A 17,116-nucleotide genomic window follows, 5' to 3' on the forward strand; every position below is an offset into this window, starting at 1 on the left:
GTGTTGGTTTTCATGCCTGATAAACCCAGTTCATCAGGCAATTTTACCGTTGTCAGCTGTCTCTGTTTAAATCGACTATTTTGCGATCAGCCACCATTTTTTAACGCTTCAAGATACTCCCAGCGTTCAAAGGCTTGCTCCAGCTCCTGCTCTGCAGCAGCCATATCAGCAAGCACTTTTTGCGTCTGCTCATGCGGCTGACTGAAGAAGGAAGCATCCGCCACTTGCGTCTGTAGGGCTTCCAGCTTCGCCTCCAGATCTTCGAGCAATTGCGGTAGCTGCTCCAGTTCGCGCTGCAATTTATAGCTTAGTTTGCTACTGCTGCGTTTTACAGTTTCTGCTTTTGCCGCGGCGGCTTCTTCGGTTTTTTTCACCGCAGGCTGTTTGAGCGCCACATACTGCTCTTGCTGACCACGGGCATCATGATAACCGCCGACATAACGACCAATTTTACCGCCGCCTTCGAAGATCCAACATTCTGTAACGGTGTTATCGACAAACTGACGATCGTGGCTAACCAGCAATACCGTGCCCTGATAGCTGTCGATCAGTTCTTCCAGCAGTTCCAGCGTTTCGACATCAAGATCGTTGGTCGGTTCGTCAAGAATCAATAAGTTGCTTGGTTTGAGGAACAAACGCGCCAGCAGCAAGCGGTTCCGCTCACCGCCAGAAAGCGCACGTACCGGCGTCATCGCCCGTTTCGGATGGAACAGAAAGTCCTGCAAATAGCCCAATACGTGGCGTGGCTTGCCGTTAACCATCACCTCTTGCTTACCTTCGGCAAGGTTATCCATCACCGTTTTATCGGGATCCAGTTCCGCGCGGTGCTGATCGAAATAAGCCACTTCCAGTTTGGTGCCAACGTGAATACGCCCGCTGTCCGCTTGAAGCTGACCGAGCATCAGTTTTAGCAGCGTGGTTTTGCCGCACCCATTCGGACCAATCAGGGCAATTTTGTCGCCACGTAGAACCTGGGCAGAAAAATCTTTCACCAGTTGCTTACCGTTAACCTGGTAGCAAACGTCTTCCATTTCGAAAACGATTTTACCGGAGCGGCTGGCCTCTTCCACCTGCATCTTTGCGGTACCCATCACTTCGCGACGTTCACCACGTTCGCGACGCATCGCTTTCAGGGCGCGTACGCGGCCTTCATTACGGGTACGGCGTGCTTTGATCCCCTGGCGGATCCACACCTCTTCCTGCGCCAGTTTGCGATCGAACTCGGCATTTTGTAATTCTTCCACGCGCAGGGCTTCTTCTTTTTCCAGCAGGTACTGGTCGTAATTCCCTGGATAGGTCACCAGCTTGCCGCGATCGAGATCAACAATGCGCGTCGCCATATTGCGGATAAACGAACGGTCGTGGGAGATGAAAATAATCGTCCCGTTGAAAGTTTTCAAAAACCCTTCCAGCCAGTCGATGGTTTCAATATCCAGGTGGTTTGTCGGTTCATCAAGCAACAGCACGCGCGGATTACTCACCAGCGCGCGTCCTAATGCCGCTTTACGCAACCAGCCGCCGGAAAGCGACGACAGCGCAACGTTAGGATCTAACCCCAGTTGCGCCAGCACTTCGTTGATGCGGTTTTCCAGCTGCCACAGGTTGTGGTGATCCAGCTGTTCCTGAACCTTCGCCAGTTCGTTGAGATTTTTCTCGCTCGGGTCGTTCATCACCAGGCGCGAAATATCGTGATAGCGTTTCAGATATTCCGCTTGTTCTTCAATGCCTTCGGCAACGAAATCATAAACGCTACCCTCAACGTTACGCGGCGGATCCTGTTGCAGACGCGCTACAATCAAATCTTGCTCGTAAATAATGCGACCGTCATCCAGCCCTTGTTCACGGTTGAGGATTTTCATTAACGTCGATTTGCCTGCGCCGTTGCGGCCCACCAGACAAACACGTTCGTTATCTTCGATATGCAGTTCTGCGTTATCGAGAAGCGGCGCGTCGCTGAACGACAGCCATGCGCCATGCATACTGATTAATGACATTACTATTCCTTTCAGGCTGCGGTAATCAGCCAGCAGTTGTGGATCTGGCGGTTACGGGCGAAATCCTGGGAGAGCGTTTTTTGCGTAATTTCTTGTGCTTTCAGTCCCAGTTTTGCCAGGCCGTCGAGATCCATACGGAAGCCACGTTTGTTGTTCGAGAACATGATCGTCCCACCTGCACGCAGCAGACGTTTCAAATCTTTCATCAGCGCCAGATGATCGCGCTGAACATCAAACGCATCTTCCATTCGTTTTGAGTTAGAGAAGGTTGGCGGATCGATAAAGATCAGATCGAACTGTTCATTTGCCTCACGCAGCCACGCCAGGCAATCGGCCTGAATCAGGCGATGCGCACGCCCGGTCAGGCCATTCAGACGCAGGTTGCGTTCTGCCCATTCCAGATAAGTACGCGACATATCCACGGTGGTGGTGCTGCGTGCACCGCCTAATCCCGCATGCACGGTGGCGCTGCCGGTATAAGAGAACAGGTTGAGGAAATCTTTGCCTTTGCTCATCTGACCGAGCATACGACGGGCGATGCGGTGATCGAGGAACAGACCAGTATCGAGATAATCCGTCAGGTTCACCCACAAGTGAGCGTTATATTCGGTAACTTCAAGAAACTCGCCCTTCTCGCCCAGTTTCTGGTATTGGTTTTTGCCCTTCTGGCGTTCACGGGTTTTCAGCACCAGTTTGTTTGGCGCAATCCCCAGTACCGAAATGGTTGCAGCGATAATATCGAACAGACGCTGACGCGCTTTGTGAGCATCAATAGTTTTTGGCGGCGCATACTCCTGCACCACCACCCAGTCGGCATAACGGTCAACGGCAACGTTATATTCTGGCAGATCGGCGTCATACAGGCGGTAACATTCAATCCCTTCCTGGCGAGCCCACTTCTCGAATTTTTTGAGGTTCTTACGCAGGCGGTTGGTGTAGTCTTCCGCTACCATCGCCGGTTTGCTGTCTGGAGTGCTTTCGGCAACGTGGTAATTTTTCTGTACGCAGTCCAGCGGGCCGTTTTTCGCCTTGTACTGTTTGTCTGCACGCAGCTGCAAGCAGCTTAGCAGATCCGGCGAGGCACTAAACAAAGAGAGATTCCAGCCACCAAACTGGTTTTTCATGATCCGACCCAGCAGGCTATGCAGCGCAATCAGCGCCGGTTCGCTGTCCAGACGTTCCCCGTATGGCGGGTTGCTCAACACTGTGCCGTACGGCCCTTTCGGCAGCGGATTGGTCAGTTGCGCGACATCTTTCACCTCAAAGGTGATCAGTTCACCAATCCCCGCAAGACGGGCGTTAGTGCGTGCACGTTGAATCACCCGTGCGTCGCTGTCCGAACCGTAAAAATGAGAGCTATACTCAGCCAGGCCTTTACGGGCGCGAGTTTGCGCTTCCGCTTTCACTTCCTGCCAGATAGCTTCATCATGCTGCGCCCAGCCGCTAAAGCCCCAACGCCCACGGTGCAAGCCTGGTGCGCGATCGGTCGCCAGCATCGCTGCTTCAATCAGCAACGTACCGGAACCACACATCGGATCGAGCAGCGGTGTTCCTGGCTGCCAGCCGGATCGCATCACAATAGCGGCTGCCAGGGTTTCTTTGATCGGCGCAATACCAGCACGATCGCGATAGCCACGCAGATGTAAACCATCACCACTCAGATCAAGAGCGATACTGGCGGTTTCTTTATGCAGCCAGACGTTAACGCGGATATCCGGCGCATCGCGATCAACATTTGGACGCGGCAGATTTTTCCGCGTGAAAGCATCGACGATCGCGTCTTTCACTTTCATCGCGCCGTACTGACTGTTGCGGATGGTGTCATTCAAACCACTGAAGTGGACAGCGAAGGTCGCGCCAGGATTAAACATCTCTGTCCAGTTGATCGCCTGAACACCGAGATAGAGGTCTAAATCGCTGTAAACCTTACACTCGCCCAGCGGCAACATAATACGCGAGGCCAGGCGGCTCCACATCAGGCTCTGGTAAACAAGCCGTGTGTCGCCCTTGAAATGGACCCCACCCTGAACCACCTGGCATTCAACGGCCCCCAGGTTTTCCAGTTCAGTTTTTAACAGCTCTTCCAGCCCACGGGCCGTACTGGCAAACAGAGAATTCATATCGTCACTTTTACTCTAAGAGCCTACCGCAGTAGGCGTAATTGTTGCAGTCAGTCTGGACATGGACAGCGCGGAGAAACCGGAGCGTACACAAGTACGTGAGGATTTCGAGCATAACCCAGGGCCAAACTGACAAATAAAATAGCCTAATGGGACAGGCGCTAAGAAAATTGTTGCGCATTATAGCTAATAAGCGCGTCATGTCATAAAGTTGAGGGCTTATTTTCATTTGAGGACCGCACCGTGGCGACATTAATCCGGCTTTTTATTCATCCTGTTAAATCGATGCGCGGCATTGGTCTTACACATGCTCTGGCAGATGTCAGTGGTCTGGCCTTCGATCGCATCTTTATGATCACGGAACCTGACGGTACGTTTATTACCGCTCGCCAGTTTCCCCAGATGGTACGGTTTACTCCTTCACCTGTGCATGATGGCTTGCATCTCACCGCACCAGATGGCAGTAGCGCATATGTTCGTTTTGCTGATTTCGCCACACAAGACGCACCAACCGAAGTTTGGGGCACACATTTTACCGCGCGAATTGCGCCAGACGCGATCAACAAATGGCTAAGTGGATTTTTCTCCCGCGAAGTGCAATTACGCTGGGTGGGGCCACAAATGACCCGGCGCGTGAAACGCCACAACACTGTACCTCTGTCATTTGCTGATGGCTATCCTTACCTTCTTGCTAACGAAGCCTCGTTACGTGATCTCCAACAACGTTGTCCGGCCAGTGTAAAAATGGAGCAATTCCGCCCCAATCTGGTGGTTTCCGGCGCGTCAGCCTGGGAAGAAGATCGCTGGAAAGTGATTCGCATTGGTGATGTGGTGTTTGATGTGGTTAAACCTTGTAGCCGCTGTATTTTCACCACCGTCAGCCCAGAAAAAGGGCAAAAACATCCGGCAGGCGAACCATTAAAAACATTGCAATCTTTCCGCACTGCCCAGGATAACGGCGATGTCGATTTTGGTCAGAATTTAATTGCCCGTAATAGCGGCGTGATTCGCGTTGGCGATGAGGTGGAAATTCTGGCAACGGCTCCGGCAAAAATTTACGGCGCAGCTGCCGCTGATGATACCGCCAACATCACGCAACAACCGGACGCAAATGTAGATATTGACTGGCAGGGACAGGCATTTCGTGGAAATAACCAACAGGTGTTGCTGGAGCAATTAGAAAATCAGGGAATTCGTATCCCTTATTCTTGCCGCGCGGGCATTTGTGGAAGTTGCCGTGTTCAGCTTTTAGAAGGCGAAGTCACGCCGCTGAAAAAATCAGCAATGGGCGATGATGGCACCATTCTTTGCTGTAGCTGTGTACCGAAGACTGCACTTAAGTTGGCGCGTTAGACTGCCTGTTCGAGGCTGAAGCTGTCAACATTAACCTGCGGTTTCAGCCTGTCGTTCATGATTTTAATGGCGTCGCCCAACTGCATCGCGCGACCCGCAATAACAACGCAGGGTTGTGCCAGCAGGCATAGTGCGGCATTTTCGCCAGATTCAACGACCAGCAAATTGACCTGCTCGTGAGTATCGCTCAACCAAACGCAGGCCGCATCGCCCGGCATGGGCACCCACATTTCACCATGGGAAACAAAATGCCAGCTTTTCGGCATTTGCGGTTTGAGATAGCGAATTGCTACCAGTGCATTCAGCACCAGTTCGGCTTTTTGTTCTTTAGATAAATTAAAATCGCGGCACTTTTCTTCAAAAGAGAAATAGAGCGCGGCGTCGTCAACGCAAAAGCCTGCGGGAGAAAAGGCATCTGGAGTCAACATCTTGCGCGCAAAACGTGAGCGAAATAGCATACCATTGGCTAAATCGAGCATCATTCGATCGTGCTCTTCATCGTAATACCAACGCCAGTTATCGTCTGGTTTAATTCGCATCTGCCTCTCCCCTACCCTATAAAACCGCAGCAACACAATCCATTGTCGCTTCGCTTAATAACCTCAACAATAAAAGTACAAAATGTCTAAATAAGCAACAGCGATGAATATAAAACAACCAGGGCTGAAAATAAAGCCCTGATTATCTTATAAAGAGGAATTCGAAGAAATAATTAGATATGGGTAACGATTTCTTTAATCAGCGGCGGACCTTTAAAAATAAAACCAGAATAAATTTGCACCAGTGAGGCACCCGCAGCAATCTTTTCACGCGCAGCGATAACCGAGTCGATGCCGCCAACACCGATGATCGGTAAGCGACCGTTTAATTCCAGTGACAAGCGGCGAATAATTTCGGTGCTTTTTAACTGAAGCGGACGACCACTTAAGCCACCGGTTTGATCGCAATTTTTCATTCCCTGAACAAGAGAACGATCGAGTGTGGTATTGGTTGCAATAACGCCATCAATATTATGGCGAACTAAACTATCGGCAACCTGGATCAATTCTTCTTCAGAAAGATCCGGCGCGATCTTCACTGCGATCGGCACATATTTATGGTGCATCGCTTGCAAATCATTTTGCTTATTTTTAATCGCGGTTAAGAGATCATCCAGCGCTTCACCATATTGCAGCGTGCGTAATCCTGGGGTATTCGGCGATGAAATATTGATGGCGATATATCCCGCATAGGCATAGATTTTTTCCATACAAATCAGATAGTCATCTTTGCCCTGCTCCACTGGCGTATCTTTATTTTTGCCGATGTTAATACCCAGGACGCCGTCATAATGGGCCTTTTTTACGTTCTCTACGAGGTTATCAACGCCAAGATTATTAAAGCCCATACGGTTGATCAAACCTTCGGCATCTACCAGACGAAAGAGACGCGGCTTGTCATTACCTGGCTGTGGACGTGGCGTGACGGTACCGATCTCGATCGATCCAAATCCCATCGCGCCTAACGCGTCAATGCACTCCCCGTCTTTATCAAGACCGGCTGCCAGACCAAGCGGATTTTTAAACGTCAGGCCCATGCAGTTAACAGGTTTCGCAGGCACTTTCTGCCGCACCAGTGCTTCAAACGGCGTTCCTGTAATACGGCGTAATTGCTGAAAAGTAAACTCATGAGCGCGCTCTGGATCGAGCTGGAAAAGGGCTTTACGAACGAAGGGGTAGTACATGAACTCTCCTGGATTCCCGGTGTGCAAACCGGGGGCGTATTATGTGCGAGTTCGGACCAAAAGGGAATTGACCTGCGGCAAAAAAAACGCAAACGTTTTCCGAACCTGTTTCAGGGCAGATTTTGCTCCTTCTTTGCACTCAACCCGCCGTAATCATTTATCGCCCGCCAGGCGACATGACACGGTGCGATTGCCTGACACCAGCTTGTCTGACGCTGGCTTTTAGGCGGCACAACTCCCACATTACTTAACGCTTTACCATTTACACTCACCTGAATCAGGTTAATGTAATAAGGCGTTGGGTTAGTGAGTTGTACACCCTGCGAATTCCGTGTCCAGCGTAATTGTTGATAAGCTTCCAGCGGGTCGCCCGGCAAACCTTCGGGTCGCCAGAACAGTTTAAATACCGAGCGCATCGCCACTTTTACGCTCTGATTTTCAACTTTGCCGGATGGCACGCTGGCAATGCTTAACTCAAATAGCGTTTCGCGATCCACAGGCAAGATGTCGCTTTCCGTTCTCAGCAAGCGCAACGTGCCTGTCGTACCGGGCTTCAGGAGAATAAGTGGCGGAGCGGCCAGTAATGGTGCTGGCACTGTCGACGCTTCCCCCCCGGCCCAACGCGTTGGGCGGTTGATTTTACTGTTAATAAGCCAGGATTCCTGACTGGTATTAGTCAGTAAAATAGATATCGATTCTCTGTCTGCCGGAAAGATAAATCGCGTTCCGCCGACCACCACTCCTGCCTGCAATTCACCCGCCACCAGCAGCGATAAAACGGCGAAAATCAAGAGCGCCAATCTGTTCCACGTATTAGTCATAATGAAGTACAAATGTCGCGCTGGCATTCACTTTACCCGACTGCACATCGCTATTGACAGGTCGCAATTGCGCATAAAAAGTTAATGGCACCTTACCGCTATGTAGGCTGTAGTCTTTACTCGCCTGGTTAAGCGGAATCAATATCTTCGCATCATCCAGAATCGCAATTGCCAGCCCGCTGGCTGCATCCGTACCACTTTCAATGGACAACATTTCGCTCTGCACTCCGTCGGGGGTTCCTGAAAAGGTGACGTCAACCGTGCTGACATCTGTTCCGCAATCCTGCAAATTAATGATGAAAGATTTCTCCGGGCCATAATTCCCATGAGAAAAACGTGTCAGCGAGACATCGCCTAACTGCACATTGATTTGCTTGCTATCCTGTGCCAGCACGCATGTATTACGGCGAAACGATCCGCTAATGTTGACCGTGCCATCATGGGCAAATAGCTCACAGCCCCACGTTAATCCCAATAAGAACAGAATCCAGATTATCCGTTTCAACATCACTCCTTCACTGGTAAACCAGATCAAAATAGAGAACCGCCGTCGCATTACCGCCCGTTGCTCCCGCCTTTGTGGACTTATAACGAAGTTGATATTTGAGTGTGTTATCCCCGGCTTTTAAGGGCGTAAGAGGCTGGACCTGATTGAGCGGGATTTCTTGCTGACTTTGCGCATCAAGAATTTGCACGGCAATCCCCGTTGCCATACCACCGCTTCCGCCTGTGTCAGTTAGTTTGAGCAGTGTCGGCGCAAGGGTGTCAGCCTCGCCGCTAAAAAGGACGTCCGCGCCAGTAATACCAGCGGCACAACCGGTGATATCGATATTCAAATCAGCAGCAGTGCTTACGGTATTCGCGGCCTGAAAATCACTGATATTAAAATCACCAATATGAATATTTTGTAATGCACTTTTGGTGGCGACATCACAGCCCTGATCGACCACATTCCCATAAATATGCATACTAACTTGTTCAGGCCCAGCCATCCCGACATGGATGTTAAGAATGCTAAAGAACAAGATAACGCACTGAAATATCGTTTTTTTCTTCATACGTTCACGCGTTAATCAAAATTTATTCTCACCGTTGCCGTGGCTTCAAATCGCCCGGTTTCTGGTGGTACACCTGTCGTGCTGACTGGATAGACATTCATTCGCGCGATACTGTCTGCATCATCAGGAATAGAGAGCGGTAATGTTCCACCAGCAGGGGAAATAATGTTGTTCTGGCTATCGGTCACCACCACGCCCACGCCAGGACGTGACGTCTTAATCGCCTGGGGATAGCTGGGGTCTGTGGTTGCCGTCAGACTCAGGTTGACATTAACTAATCCCGCGTTTCCCGTGTTACACCTGACTGGAATTGCAAGTTCTGCCGTTCTGGCCCCAAGAGGTTTATGCCCTACAACACGGAAATTGGCAGCGAAGACATCACCTAAATCAACTTCAATTGTCTCTCCGGCATTGACGGAACATGAGCCAAGTGAATTGATCGTACCAGACAGGTAATACACTAAAACCGGTGTACCTGTAGTCGTGCAGGAATCACCTGCGGGTATGTTGTAGCATTCATATAATCGCGCCAGCGCCATAGGAGGAATGACGACCGAGCCAACGAACGGCTGCAATATTTTCAGGGAAAAGCTACCGCTATTACCGCTTGCCCCCTGCCCACCTAAACGTTGACCGCCAGGGTCGCAAATATGCCATCGGGTATCCCCCCCTGTGCCCACGTTTTCGAAAGGAACCGCAGTAGGAGAACTGCCTTTAACCTGCAATAAAACTTTGGCGGCAAGATAGTCATTAATTTTGTACCAGTTGTCGCCTAAATAGACTAACGGTGAATCCGCGGCGAATGCCCATCGGCCACTTCTGACATTGTCTTTATCGCAATCACAGGAAACATAATAATCATTCGATTCGTTCCACTGATAAAATTTGTCTTTAACTACCCCTGCCGTATTTGCTTCTTCCTCCAGGGTTTTAACGCCAAAATTGACGCCAATATACGGATTCCCCTGAGTAGTATGACACTGCCCGCTATAAGCAGCGGTTTGAGCGCACCATAACATTAAGACGGCGGCAAAAAATAGTCGTAGTAATGACACGCATTTTTCTCCAAAGATTATCTGCATATGGCATCCATTCGCGTAATCGCAGAGTTAATTTGTTGTTCGGTAAGCTCGTAATTGATATGACAAATTTGATCGGGAGCTTCGCCCCAGCGCACGCTTATTGTTCCCTTCGCCGGTAAACCCGCCATATAGAGCGAGCCATCATCATCAATTATGCCGCTATTAGCCTGTACGCCGTCCAGCGTCGCTATCGCGCCAAAACGCAGCGGTATACCCTGCTTTGATGTTTTCATTAATACCCTTGCACCCGCATGGGCATTGAACTCCGCCAGAACCAACGCCCCTTTGGTGGGAACCACGTTGACTACTGCATTTTCAAGATCCACGTTACGTTTTAACGACGCCGCATCAAGTGCGATTCGATTTTCCCGATAAGAAGTGGCATAAGGAACAACGGTATATCCGCGCCAGTCAGTTTTCAGCCCGGTGCTGTTCGCCACACGAGTATTCTCTGCGCCTGGTGCTGCAATCAGAACGTTAGTTTCCCCCAGCGATTGCCCCAGGGTAATGCCCTGTGAATGGGCAACTAAACTGCCTGAAAGAGCGTAGTTCAGTGGTTGTTGACTGCCGTTATCGCTGTAGTTGTAGCCCACTCGGGCATCCGCAAACGCCCCTTTGTAATCCATGCTGGCGCTACCATTAGCCGTTTTCCCCTCGCTGTTATATCCCTGTTGCACGCTGTAGCTCAGGTTACCGTCATCGAGTAATGTCTCCGTTAAACCCAGGTTTTGTGTAGTGTGCCCTTCGTTATCGATACTGGTGTTAGAGGTCATCCAGGCGTAATTTTTTTTCCTGGTATAGCTATCATTACTTCTGGGGAGCAACAGATTGAGCGGCAGGGAAAAATTTAGAGCAAACACCTGATCAGCATCAGGTTGACCACGGGACTTACTGTAGTTCCAGGAAATCCCCAGCGAAAGATCTTTAATTTGCGTGTTGTAGCCAAACTGTAATAGCCGATCCTGTTGATCCGTATGCCAGTAAGTTTGCTGGCTACCACTTAAATAAAACGAACCGTACTCGCCTAATTGCTGGGAGATATTGACCTGCAGTTTGCCACGTTTGGTGTAAAACAAATTGTAATAACGCGACCACATCGGCGTATCTTCATCATCACCGTCATTAAATTCGTAGCCATCCATATGTTTATACATGGTGTCGGAAAGGGTGTAGAAACCCGACGTCGAATAGCGATAGCCCATCAATTGAAAGTTAGTGCCCAAGTGGTTGAGCGTTTTGGCATACAGAAAACGATATGACTGACCTTTATGTTCGCTTTGATCTGCTAGCGTACTCTTCGCCTGGGTCGCATCGAACGAAATTGCTCCGAAATCGCCGAGGTTAAATCCCAGACCAAACATGGCGGCACGGTAATATTCAGCATATTGTCCACCACCATACCAGGTCGTTCCCCACGGTCCGCCCCACTGCAACGTGGCCTGGGCAAATTTGCTCTCCTGCTGTTCATTACTATTGGTTCTGTATTTCGCCAGTGTCACCGCGTATTTGATTCGCCCCTGACGCTGGAGTAATGGCACACTGGAGAACGGTACGCTGTAGCTATTGACGCTGCCGTCCGCTTCTTTGATTTCAACTAACAAATCACCGCTCGACGACGTGGAATAGAGATCACTAATTTCAAAAGCACCAGGCGATACATAAGTTTGGTAAATGGTGTAACCATTTTGCTTAATCGTTATCTGGGCATTGCTTTTGGCGATACCACGCACCACAGGCGCAAACCCTTTCAGGCTGTCTGGCAGCATGTTGTCATCTGACGCCAGCTGCACACCACGAAAGCTGACACTATCGAAAAAATCGCCTGCAGTATAATCATCACCTACGGTCAGTTCGCCTTTCAGAGGAATAACCGCCCGTTGCAAATAGCTGCTGAGATTCTTCCATTCTGCGGTTTGGCCACTACTACGACTCCATGTTGAATTGTTGCGCAATCTCCATGGGCCTAAATTAACGCCACTGTTTAAATTCAGAAAATAGCTGTCGCCAGAATCACTGTCTGCGCTGCTATGAATACTGTTAGCCCCGCTAAACGAATATCCCAGTAATAGCGCGTTGATCCCTTCATCCCAACGTTCAGGGGGGACATAACCACGGGCATTACTTTTGATGGCGATTTGCGGTACTGAAATTTCCAGACGGAGTTTATTCACATTAAACGTTACGCTGGCATCCGGAATAATCTCCGCCAATGGCACACACGCTTGTTTGTCCAGTTGTTTAAAAGCCGGAAACGCATCAGTATTAACACCCATTGCATCCAGGCTTTCAGTCGTCAAACAGGCGGCAATCCCCTTCTCTGGCGTTATCTCAACAAAATTGACGTTGCGCGTATCTACAATTGTCTGATTCAGAACAATATCGACACGATAAACCCCTGGCGTTATTTTTTGTCCTTTTTCGAAACGAGACAAATCGGCCACCATTGAGGGATCATCTTTGAAAAAAGCAGGATCGAACCAGGTTTCAGCTTGTGCATTGAACGCTGCCGACACAAACACCACCAGCCCACCAATAAACGATGGCACTCCACCAGAGCTTAACAGGCTGTGTTGTCGATGAGTTCTATACATCTCGCTCTCTTAACTGAAGACGGCTTACGATTTACAGTTGAGTTGCGGCGTTTCCGCCCCGTAGTCATTGATGGTTCGATACGTTACGCTGCTATTTTTGGCCCCCTTTGGCAGAGAAAATTGGTATTTATCAAAGGGGGAAATCATTTGATTTTTAACTACTTTTCCACCTATTTTCAGGTCTGTCAGGGTAATGAAATAAGGTGTTGGGTTACTGACCGTAACCATGTCAGCTGACGAAGTGCAACGCAGTTTCGCCGGAGCCTCGCCTAAGGGATACGCTAAACCTTTTGGTCGCCAGAAAAGTTTGATGACGCTTTGTGTGGCAATCTTCAGGGTATTTCCCTCTTTCCGCTTCGTTGTTGAAGGGACTGCCCGTACGCTAGTGAAGAAAAGGGTTTCTCTGTCTTTCGCCAACGGCGCTCCAATGTACATAATGCGTAACAGATTCTCATTTGCCGGATTCAGCACAAATAGCGGTGGTGTAATAATAAAGTCTGCTGATTTTTTATTATCTGGGGTCATCACCCATGACTGAATAAGATAAGGAACATCCGGACTGGTGTTACGTACACCCAGTGAAATTTGCTCTTCACCTTCTGAATAAACAAGACGTGTTGCTGCAAGTCCAATCCCGCCTTTACCTGCCGCCCATGCGGATGAGCAGCTGAGTAATATTGCCGTTAAACTTACGGTCACAATTCCCTTTGTTATGCAAGTTTTCATAAATAGTCACTCTTAAAAAATATGAATATCCCCTCCAGAACACTGGAGGGGTACTAATTAATAAAACAATTAATGAGTTCTATTAATAATAGTTAATATGGAAATTTGTTACCGCATTCACATTACCTGAAGTCGCTTTCCCCGTAGCGATATAATCAACTTTAAAAGTCAACGTCTGATCTCCATCCTGCAACAAAATGTTCCCGGTTTCTGTGTCTGGCGTGATGGCCGTTGTACCATCATTCATATACATTTGCAGGGCCACGTTTGTAGCAGCATCAGATGAGGCCTGGTTAGCAAACGCTGTAATCTGAGTAGTATCCGCAGTGCCATTAAAGGTGAACGTTGCATTTTTTGTTACGGTAGTATCACAATCTTTTAATTCAATTGGCACATCAATTTGCACGCCAGAAACCTGACCATTGGTTTGCAACTTCGTGGCACTAACATCTGGCAAAGTCACCACGGAATCTTTCGTCGCAGCTACCAGGGTACAAGCTGGAGCAATAACTTTACCATTAAATGTTACTGAGCCATCCGTGATAGCATTATCATCAGCAGCCATAACGCTGGACGTTGCACATACCACAGTTATAAACGCCGTCAATACACTTTTTTTCATCGTTATCATCCTGATCTCTTCGTAAATATGATAATGCCTTTAAATGACATTAGACTTAATAATAACAATAATTGTCCGCCATTTAAATCAAGCATACTAAATCCAATAAGTGACAAATCTTTAATTTATAGATTTCATGAATATTTAAATATTAACTGAACGAGTAATTCATTGATTCAACATCTAATGACTATCCAATAAATAAATATGCGTGATATATAAAGCCCTTTCTTTAGTTTATTTTCAGAAAAAGATACACAAAATTTATATTTGGAATTTTCTTGTCTCTCCGACAGACTGACCGAATTGTTATCAATGTTAACAAAAAAAGAACAATTGGTTATAAGGAGAGAGTATGCGTGTCATCACCCTGGCGGGTAGTCCTCGCTTTCCTTCTCGCTCCAGCTCCTTGCTGGAATATGCGCGGGAAAAACTAAATGGCCTGGATGTAGAGGTTTATCACTGGAATCTGCAAAACTTCGCCCCGGAAGATCTACTTTATGCTCGTTTCGATAGTCCGGCACTCAAGACCTTCACCGAACAGCTGCAACAGGCCGATGGGCTGATTGTCGCCACGCCTGTGTATAAAGCCGCCTATTCCGGTGCGTTGAAAACCCTGCTCGACCTGCTGCCAGAACGCGCTTTGCAAGGCAAAGTGGTGCTACCGCTGGCGACGGGCGGTACCGTGGCCCATCTGCTGGCGGTCGATTATGCCCTTAAACCAGTTTTAAGCGCACTGAAAGCTCAGGAGATCCTGCACGGCGTGTTTGCCGATGACTCACAAGTAATTGATTACCATCACAGACCCCAGTTCACGCCAAATCTGCAAACCCGTCTTGATACCGCGCTAGAAACTTTCTGGCAGGCATTGCACCGCCGCGATGTTCAGGTTCCTGACCTTCTGTCTCTGCGAGGTAATGCCCATGCGTAACATCATTAAACTGGCGCTGGCGGGATTGCTTAGCGTCTCTACTTTTGCGGTTGCTGCAGAATCCTCGCCTGAAGCGTTACGTATAGGCTATCAGAAAGGCAGTATTGGTATGGTGCTGGCAAAAAGCCACCAGTTACTGGAAAAACGCTATCCGGAATCAAAAATCTCCTGGGTGGAGTTCCCCGCGGGTCCGCAAATGTTGGAAGCGTTAAACGTTGGCAGTATTGATCTCGGCAGTACCGGGGATATTCCGCCAATCTTTGCCCAGGCTGCCGGGGCTGATTTGGTGTACGTGGGCGTCGAGCCACCGAAGCCCAAAGCCGAAGTGATTCTGGTGGCAGAAAACAGCCCGATCAAAACCGTAGCCGATCTTAAAGGTCACAAAGTTGCCTTTCAGAAAGGTTCCAGTTCACACAACCTTTTACTGCGTGCACTGCGTCAGGCCGGACTTAAGTTTACCGATATCCAACCCACTTACCTGACGCCCGCTGATGCCCGCGCCGCGTTCCAGCAAGGTAACGTTGACGCCTGGGCTATCTGGGATCCCTACTACTCTGCTGCATTATTACAGGGCGGCGTGCGGGTGCTGAAAGACGGCACCGATCTCAATCAAACTGGATCGTTTTATCTGGCAGCTCGTCCCTATGCAGAAAAAAACGGCGCTTTTATTCAGGGCGTACTGGCAACCTTTAGTGAGGCCGATGCGTTAACCCGCAGCCAGCGCGAGCAAAGCATCGCTTTACTGGCAAAAACGATGGGCTTACCGGCACCGGTGATTGCCTCTTACTTAGATCATCGCCCTCCTACCACCATCAAACCGGTTAACGCCGAGGTTGCCGCCTTACAGCAGCAAACGGCAGATCTGTTTTATGAAAATCGTCTGGTGCCGAAAAAAGTCGATATTCGCCAGCGCATCTGGCAGCCCACTCAACTGGAAGGAAAACAATTATGAGTCTGAATATGTTCTGGTTTTTACCGACCCACGGTGACGGGCATTATCTGGGAACGGAAGAAGGTTCACGCCCGGTTGATCACGGTTATCTGCAACAAATTGCGCAAGCGGCGGATCGTCTTGGCTATACCGGTGTGCTAATTCCAACGGGGCGCTCCTGCGAAGATGCGTGGCTGGTTGCCGCATCGATGATCCCGGTGACGCAGCGGCTGAAGTTTCTTGTCGCCCTGCGTCCCAGCGTAACCTCACCTACCGTTGCCGCCCGCCAGGCCGCCACGCTTGACCGTCTCTCAAATGGACGTGCGTTGTTTAACCTGGTCACAGGCAGCGATCCACAAGAGCTGGCAGGCGACGGAGTGTTCCTTGATCATAGCGAGCGCTACGAAGCCTCGGCGGAATTTACCCAGGTCTGGCGGCGTTTATTGCAGAGAGAAACCGTCGATTTCAACGGTAAACATATTCATGTGCGCGGAGCAAAACTGCTCTTCCCGGCGATTCAACAGCCGTATCCGCCACTTTACTTTGGCGGATCGTCAGATGTCGCCCAGGAGCTGGCGGCAGAACAGGTTGATCTCTACCTCACCTGGGGCGAACCGCCGGAACTGGTTAAAGAGAAAATCGAACAAGTGCGGGCGAAAGCTGCCGCGCATGGACGCAAAATTCGTTTCGGTATTCGTCTGCATGTGATTGTTCGTGAAACTAACGACGAAGCGTGGCAGGCCGCCGAGCGGTTAATCTCGCATCTTGATGATGAAACTATCGCCAAAGCACAGGCCGCATTCGCCCGGACGGATTCCGTAGGGCAACAGCGAATGGCGGCGTTACATAACGGCAAGCGCGACAATCTGGAGATCAGCCCCAATTTATGGGCGGGCGTTGGCTTAGTGCGCGGCGGTGCCGGGACGGCGCTGGTGGGCGATGGTCCTACGGTCGCTGCGCGAATCAACGAATATGCCGCGCTTGGCATCGACAGTTTTGTGCTTTCGGGCTATCCGCATCTGGAAGAAGCGTATCGGGTTGGCGAGTTGCTGTTCCCGCTTCTGGATGTCGCCATCCCGGAAATTCCCCAGCCGCAGCCGCTGAATCCGCAAGGCGAAGCGGTGGCGAATGATTTTATCCCCCGTAAAGTCGCGCAAAGCTAAG

General features: G+C 49.6%; 15 protein-coding genes. 4 read left to right on the plus strand and 11 right to left on the minus strand.

Features of this window, described 5'->3' with window-relative positions; translation table 11 throughout:
- Nucleotides 1–86 precede the first annotated feature (86 nt).
- Together KXD89_RS14040 and rlmKL are read right to left on the minus strand one after the other, a co-directional pair.
- Nucleotides 87–1,994, minus strand: coding sequence for an ABC transporter ATP-binding protein (locus tag KXD89_RS14040; protein ID WP_000053099.1), 1,908 nt, complete (start codon nucleotides 1,992–1,994; stop codon nucleotides 87–89).
- 11 nt (nucleotides 1,995–2,005) lie between these two features.
- On the minus strand, nucleotides 2,006–4,114 hold the full coding sequence (gene rlmKL / locus KXD89_RS14045) for a bifunctional 23S rRNA (guanine(2069)-N(7))-methyltransferase RlmK/23S rRNA (guanine(2445)-N(2))-methyltransferase RlmL (protein ID WP_001086539.1): 2,109 nt from the start codon (nucleotides 4,112–4,114) through the stop codon (nucleotides 2,006–2,008).
- A gap of 243 nt (nucleotides 4,115–4,357) precedes the next feature.
- On the opposite strand from rlmKL, the gene ycbX reads away from it, so the two are divergent.
- Nucleotides 4,358–5,467 (plus strand): 6-N-hydroxylaminopurine resistance protein YcbX, encoded by a 1,110-nt coding sequence (ycbX, locus tag KXD89_RS14050; protein WP_000212426.1) that lies wholly within the window; start codon nucleotides 4,358–4,360, stop codon nucleotides 5,465–5,467.
- Here the strand turns inward: ycbX and zapC are convergent.
- The 9 genes from zapC to KXD89_RS14095 form a co-directional block, all read right to left on the minus strand.
- Nucleotides 5,464–6,006, minus strand: a complete 543-nt coding sequence (gene zapC / locus KXD89_RS14055; protein ID WP_001295353.1) for a cell division protein ZapC — start codon at nucleotides 6,004–6,006, stop codon at nucleotides 5,464–5,466. The two genes, ycbX and zapC, sit on opposite strands and share 4 nt — an antisense overlap.
- Before the next feature lie 173 nt (nucleotides 6,007–6,179).
- The gene (gene pyrD, locus KXD89_RS14060; RefSeq protein ID WP_001295352.1) at nucleotides 6,180–7,190 is read right to left on the minus strand and encodes a quinone-dependent dihydroorotate dehydrogenase; all 1,011 of its coding nucleotides are present in this window, start codon (nucleotides 7,188–7,190) and stop codon (nucleotides 6,180–6,182) included.
- Nucleotides 7,191–7,300: 110 nt separating this feature from the next.
- Nucleotides 7,301–8,038, minus strand: coding sequence for a fimbrial chaperone (locus tag KXD89_RS14065; RefSeq protein ID WP_001111465.1), 738 nt, complete (start codon nucleotides 8,036–8,038; stop codon nucleotides 7,301–7,303).
- The gene (locus KXD89_RS14070) at nucleotides 8,004–8,519 is read right to left on the minus strand and encodes a fimbrial protein (RefSeq protein WP_000919497.1); all 516 of its coding nucleotides are present in this window, start codon (nucleotides 8,517–8,519) and stop codon (nucleotides 8,004–8,006) included. Before KXD89_RS14070 ends, KXD89_RS14065 begins: the two co-directional genes overlap by 35 nt.
- A gap of 7 nt (nucleotides 8,520–8,526) precedes the next feature.
- Nucleotides 8,527–9,069, minus strand: coding sequence for a fimbrial protein (locus KXD89_RS14075; RefSeq protein ID WP_000730614.1), 543 nt, complete (start codon nucleotides 9,067–9,069; stop codon nucleotides 8,527–8,529).
- Nucleotides 9,070–9,080: 11 nt separating this feature from the next.
- Nucleotides 9,081–10,151 carry a fimbrial protein gene (locus KXD89_RS14080; protein WP_001165668.1) on the minus strand — a complete coding sequence of 357 codons (1,071 nt, stop codon included), beginning with the start codon at nucleotides 10,149–10,151 and terminating at the stop codon, nucleotides 9,081–9,083.
- Nucleotides 10,142–12,742 (minus strand): fimbrial biogenesis usher protein, encoded by a 2,601-nt coding sequence (locus KXD89_RS14085; RefSeq protein WP_072338357.1) that lies wholly within the window; start codon nucleotides 12,740–12,742, stop codon nucleotides 10,142–10,144. Before KXD89_RS14085 ends, KXD89_RS14080 begins: the two co-directional genes overlap by 10 nt.
- A 24-nt stretch (nucleotides 12,743–12,766) precedes the next feature.
- Entirely contained in the window at nucleotides 12,767–13,468 is a 702-nt protein-coding gene (locus tag KXD89_RS14090) for a molecular chaperone (RefSeq protein ID WP_001295349.1), read from the minus strand.
- Between the two features lie 82 nt (nucleotides 13,469–13,550).
- Entirely contained in the window at nucleotides 13,551–14,090 is a 540-nt protein-coding gene (locus KXD89_RS14095) for a fimbrial protein (RefSeq protein ID WP_000750293.1), read from the minus strand.
- Nucleotides 14,091–14,445: 355 nt separating this feature from the next.
- On the opposite strand from KXD89_RS14095, the gene ssuE reads away from it, so the two are divergent.
- From ssuE to ssuD, 3 genes are read left to right on the plus strand one after another with little or no spacing between them, the layout of a single operon-like run.
- Nucleotides 14,446–15,021 (plus strand): NADPH-dependent FMN reductase, encoded by a 576-nt coding sequence (gene ssuE / locus KXD89_RS14100; RefSeq protein ID WP_001263933.1) that lies wholly within the window; start codon nucleotides 14,446–14,448, stop codon nucleotides 15,019–15,021.
- On the plus strand, nucleotides 15,014–15,973 hold the full coding sequence (gene ssuA, locus KXD89_RS14105) for an aliphatic sulfonate ABC transporter substrate-binding protein SsuA (protein WP_001244308.1): 960 nt from the start codon (nucleotides 15,014–15,016) through the stop codon (nucleotides 15,971–15,973). Before ssuE ends, ssuA begins: the two co-directional genes overlap by 8 nt.
- Nucleotides 15,970–17,115 (plus strand): FMNH2-dependent alkanesulfonate monooxygenase, encoded by a 1,146-nt coding sequence (ssuD, locus tag KXD89_RS14110; protein ID WP_000056006.1) that lies wholly within the window; start codon nucleotides 15,970–15,972, stop codon nucleotides 17,113–17,115. Before ssuA ends, ssuD begins: the two co-directional genes overlap by 4 nt.
- The last annotated feature ends 1 nt before the right edge of the window (nucleotide 17,116 follow it).

The sequence above is a fragment of the Escherichia sp. TC-EC600-tetX4 genome, from assembly GCF_019356055.1.
In the GTDB taxonomy this organism is placed as follows: domain Bacteria; phylum Pseudomonadota; class Gammaproteobacteria; order Enterobacterales; family Enterobacteriaceae.

What these genes read in the sequence shown, in the direction of transcription:
- rlmKL (WP_001086539.1), bottom strand. Translation starts at nt 4,114, where the DNA reads ATGAATTCTCTGTTTGCCAGTACGGCCCGTGGGCTGGAAGAGCTGTTA.
- ssuE (WP_001263933.1), top strand. Translation starts at nt 14,446, where the DNA reads ATGCGTGTCATCACCCTGGCGGGTAGTCCTCGCTTTCCTTCTCGCTCC.
- KXD89_RS14065 (WP_001111465.1), bottom strand. Translation starts at nt 8,038, where the DNA reads ATGCCAGCGCGACATTTGTACTTCATTATGACTAATACGTGGAACAGA.
- KXD89_RS14070 (WP_000919497.1), bottom strand. Translation starts at nt 8,519, where the DNA reads ATGTTGAAACGGATAATCTGGATTCTGTTCTTATTGGGATTAACGTGG.
- zapC (WP_001295353.1), bottom strand. Translation starts at nt 6,006, where the DNA reads ATGCGAATTAAACCAGACGATAACTGGCGTTGGTATTACGATGAAGAG.
- KXD89_RS14080 (WP_001165668.1), bottom strand. Translation starts at nt 10,151, where the DNA reads ATGCAGATAATCTTTGGAGAAAAATGCGTGTCATTACTACGACTATTT.
- KXD89_RS14085 (WP_072338357.1), bottom strand. Translation starts at nt 12,742, where the DNA reads ATGTATAGAACTCATCGACAACACAGCCTGTTAAGCTCTGGTGGAGTG.
- KXD89_RS14075 (WP_000730614.1), bottom strand. Translation starts at nt 9,069, where the DNA reads ATGAAGAAAAAAACGATATTTCAGTGCGTTATCTTGTTCTTTAGCATT.
- KXD89_RS14040 (WP_000053099.1), bottom strand. Translation starts at nt 1,994, where the DNA reads ATGTCATTAATCAGTATGCATGGCGCATGGCTGTCGTTCAGCGACGCG.
- KXD89_RS14095 (WP_000750293.1), bottom strand. Translation starts at nt 14,090, where the DNA reads ATGAAAAAAAGTGTATTGACGGCGTTTATAACTGTGGTATGTGCAACG.
- ssuD (WP_000056006.1), top strand. Translation starts at nt 15,970, where the DNA reads ATGAGTCTGAATATGTTCTGGTTTTTACCGACCCACGGTGACGGGCAT.
- pyrD (WP_001295352.1), bottom strand. Translation starts at nt 7,190, where the DNA reads ATGTACTACCCCTTCGTTCGTAAAGCCCTTTTCCAGCTCGATCCAGAG.
- KXD89_RS14090 (WP_001295349.1), bottom strand. Translation starts at nt 13,468, where the DNA reads ATGAAAACTTGCATAACAAAGGGAATTGTGACCGTAAGTTTAACGGCA.
- ssuA (WP_001244308.1), top strand. Translation starts at nt 15,014, where the DNA reads ATGCGTAACATCATTAAACTGGCGCTGGCGGGATTGCTTAGCGTCTCT.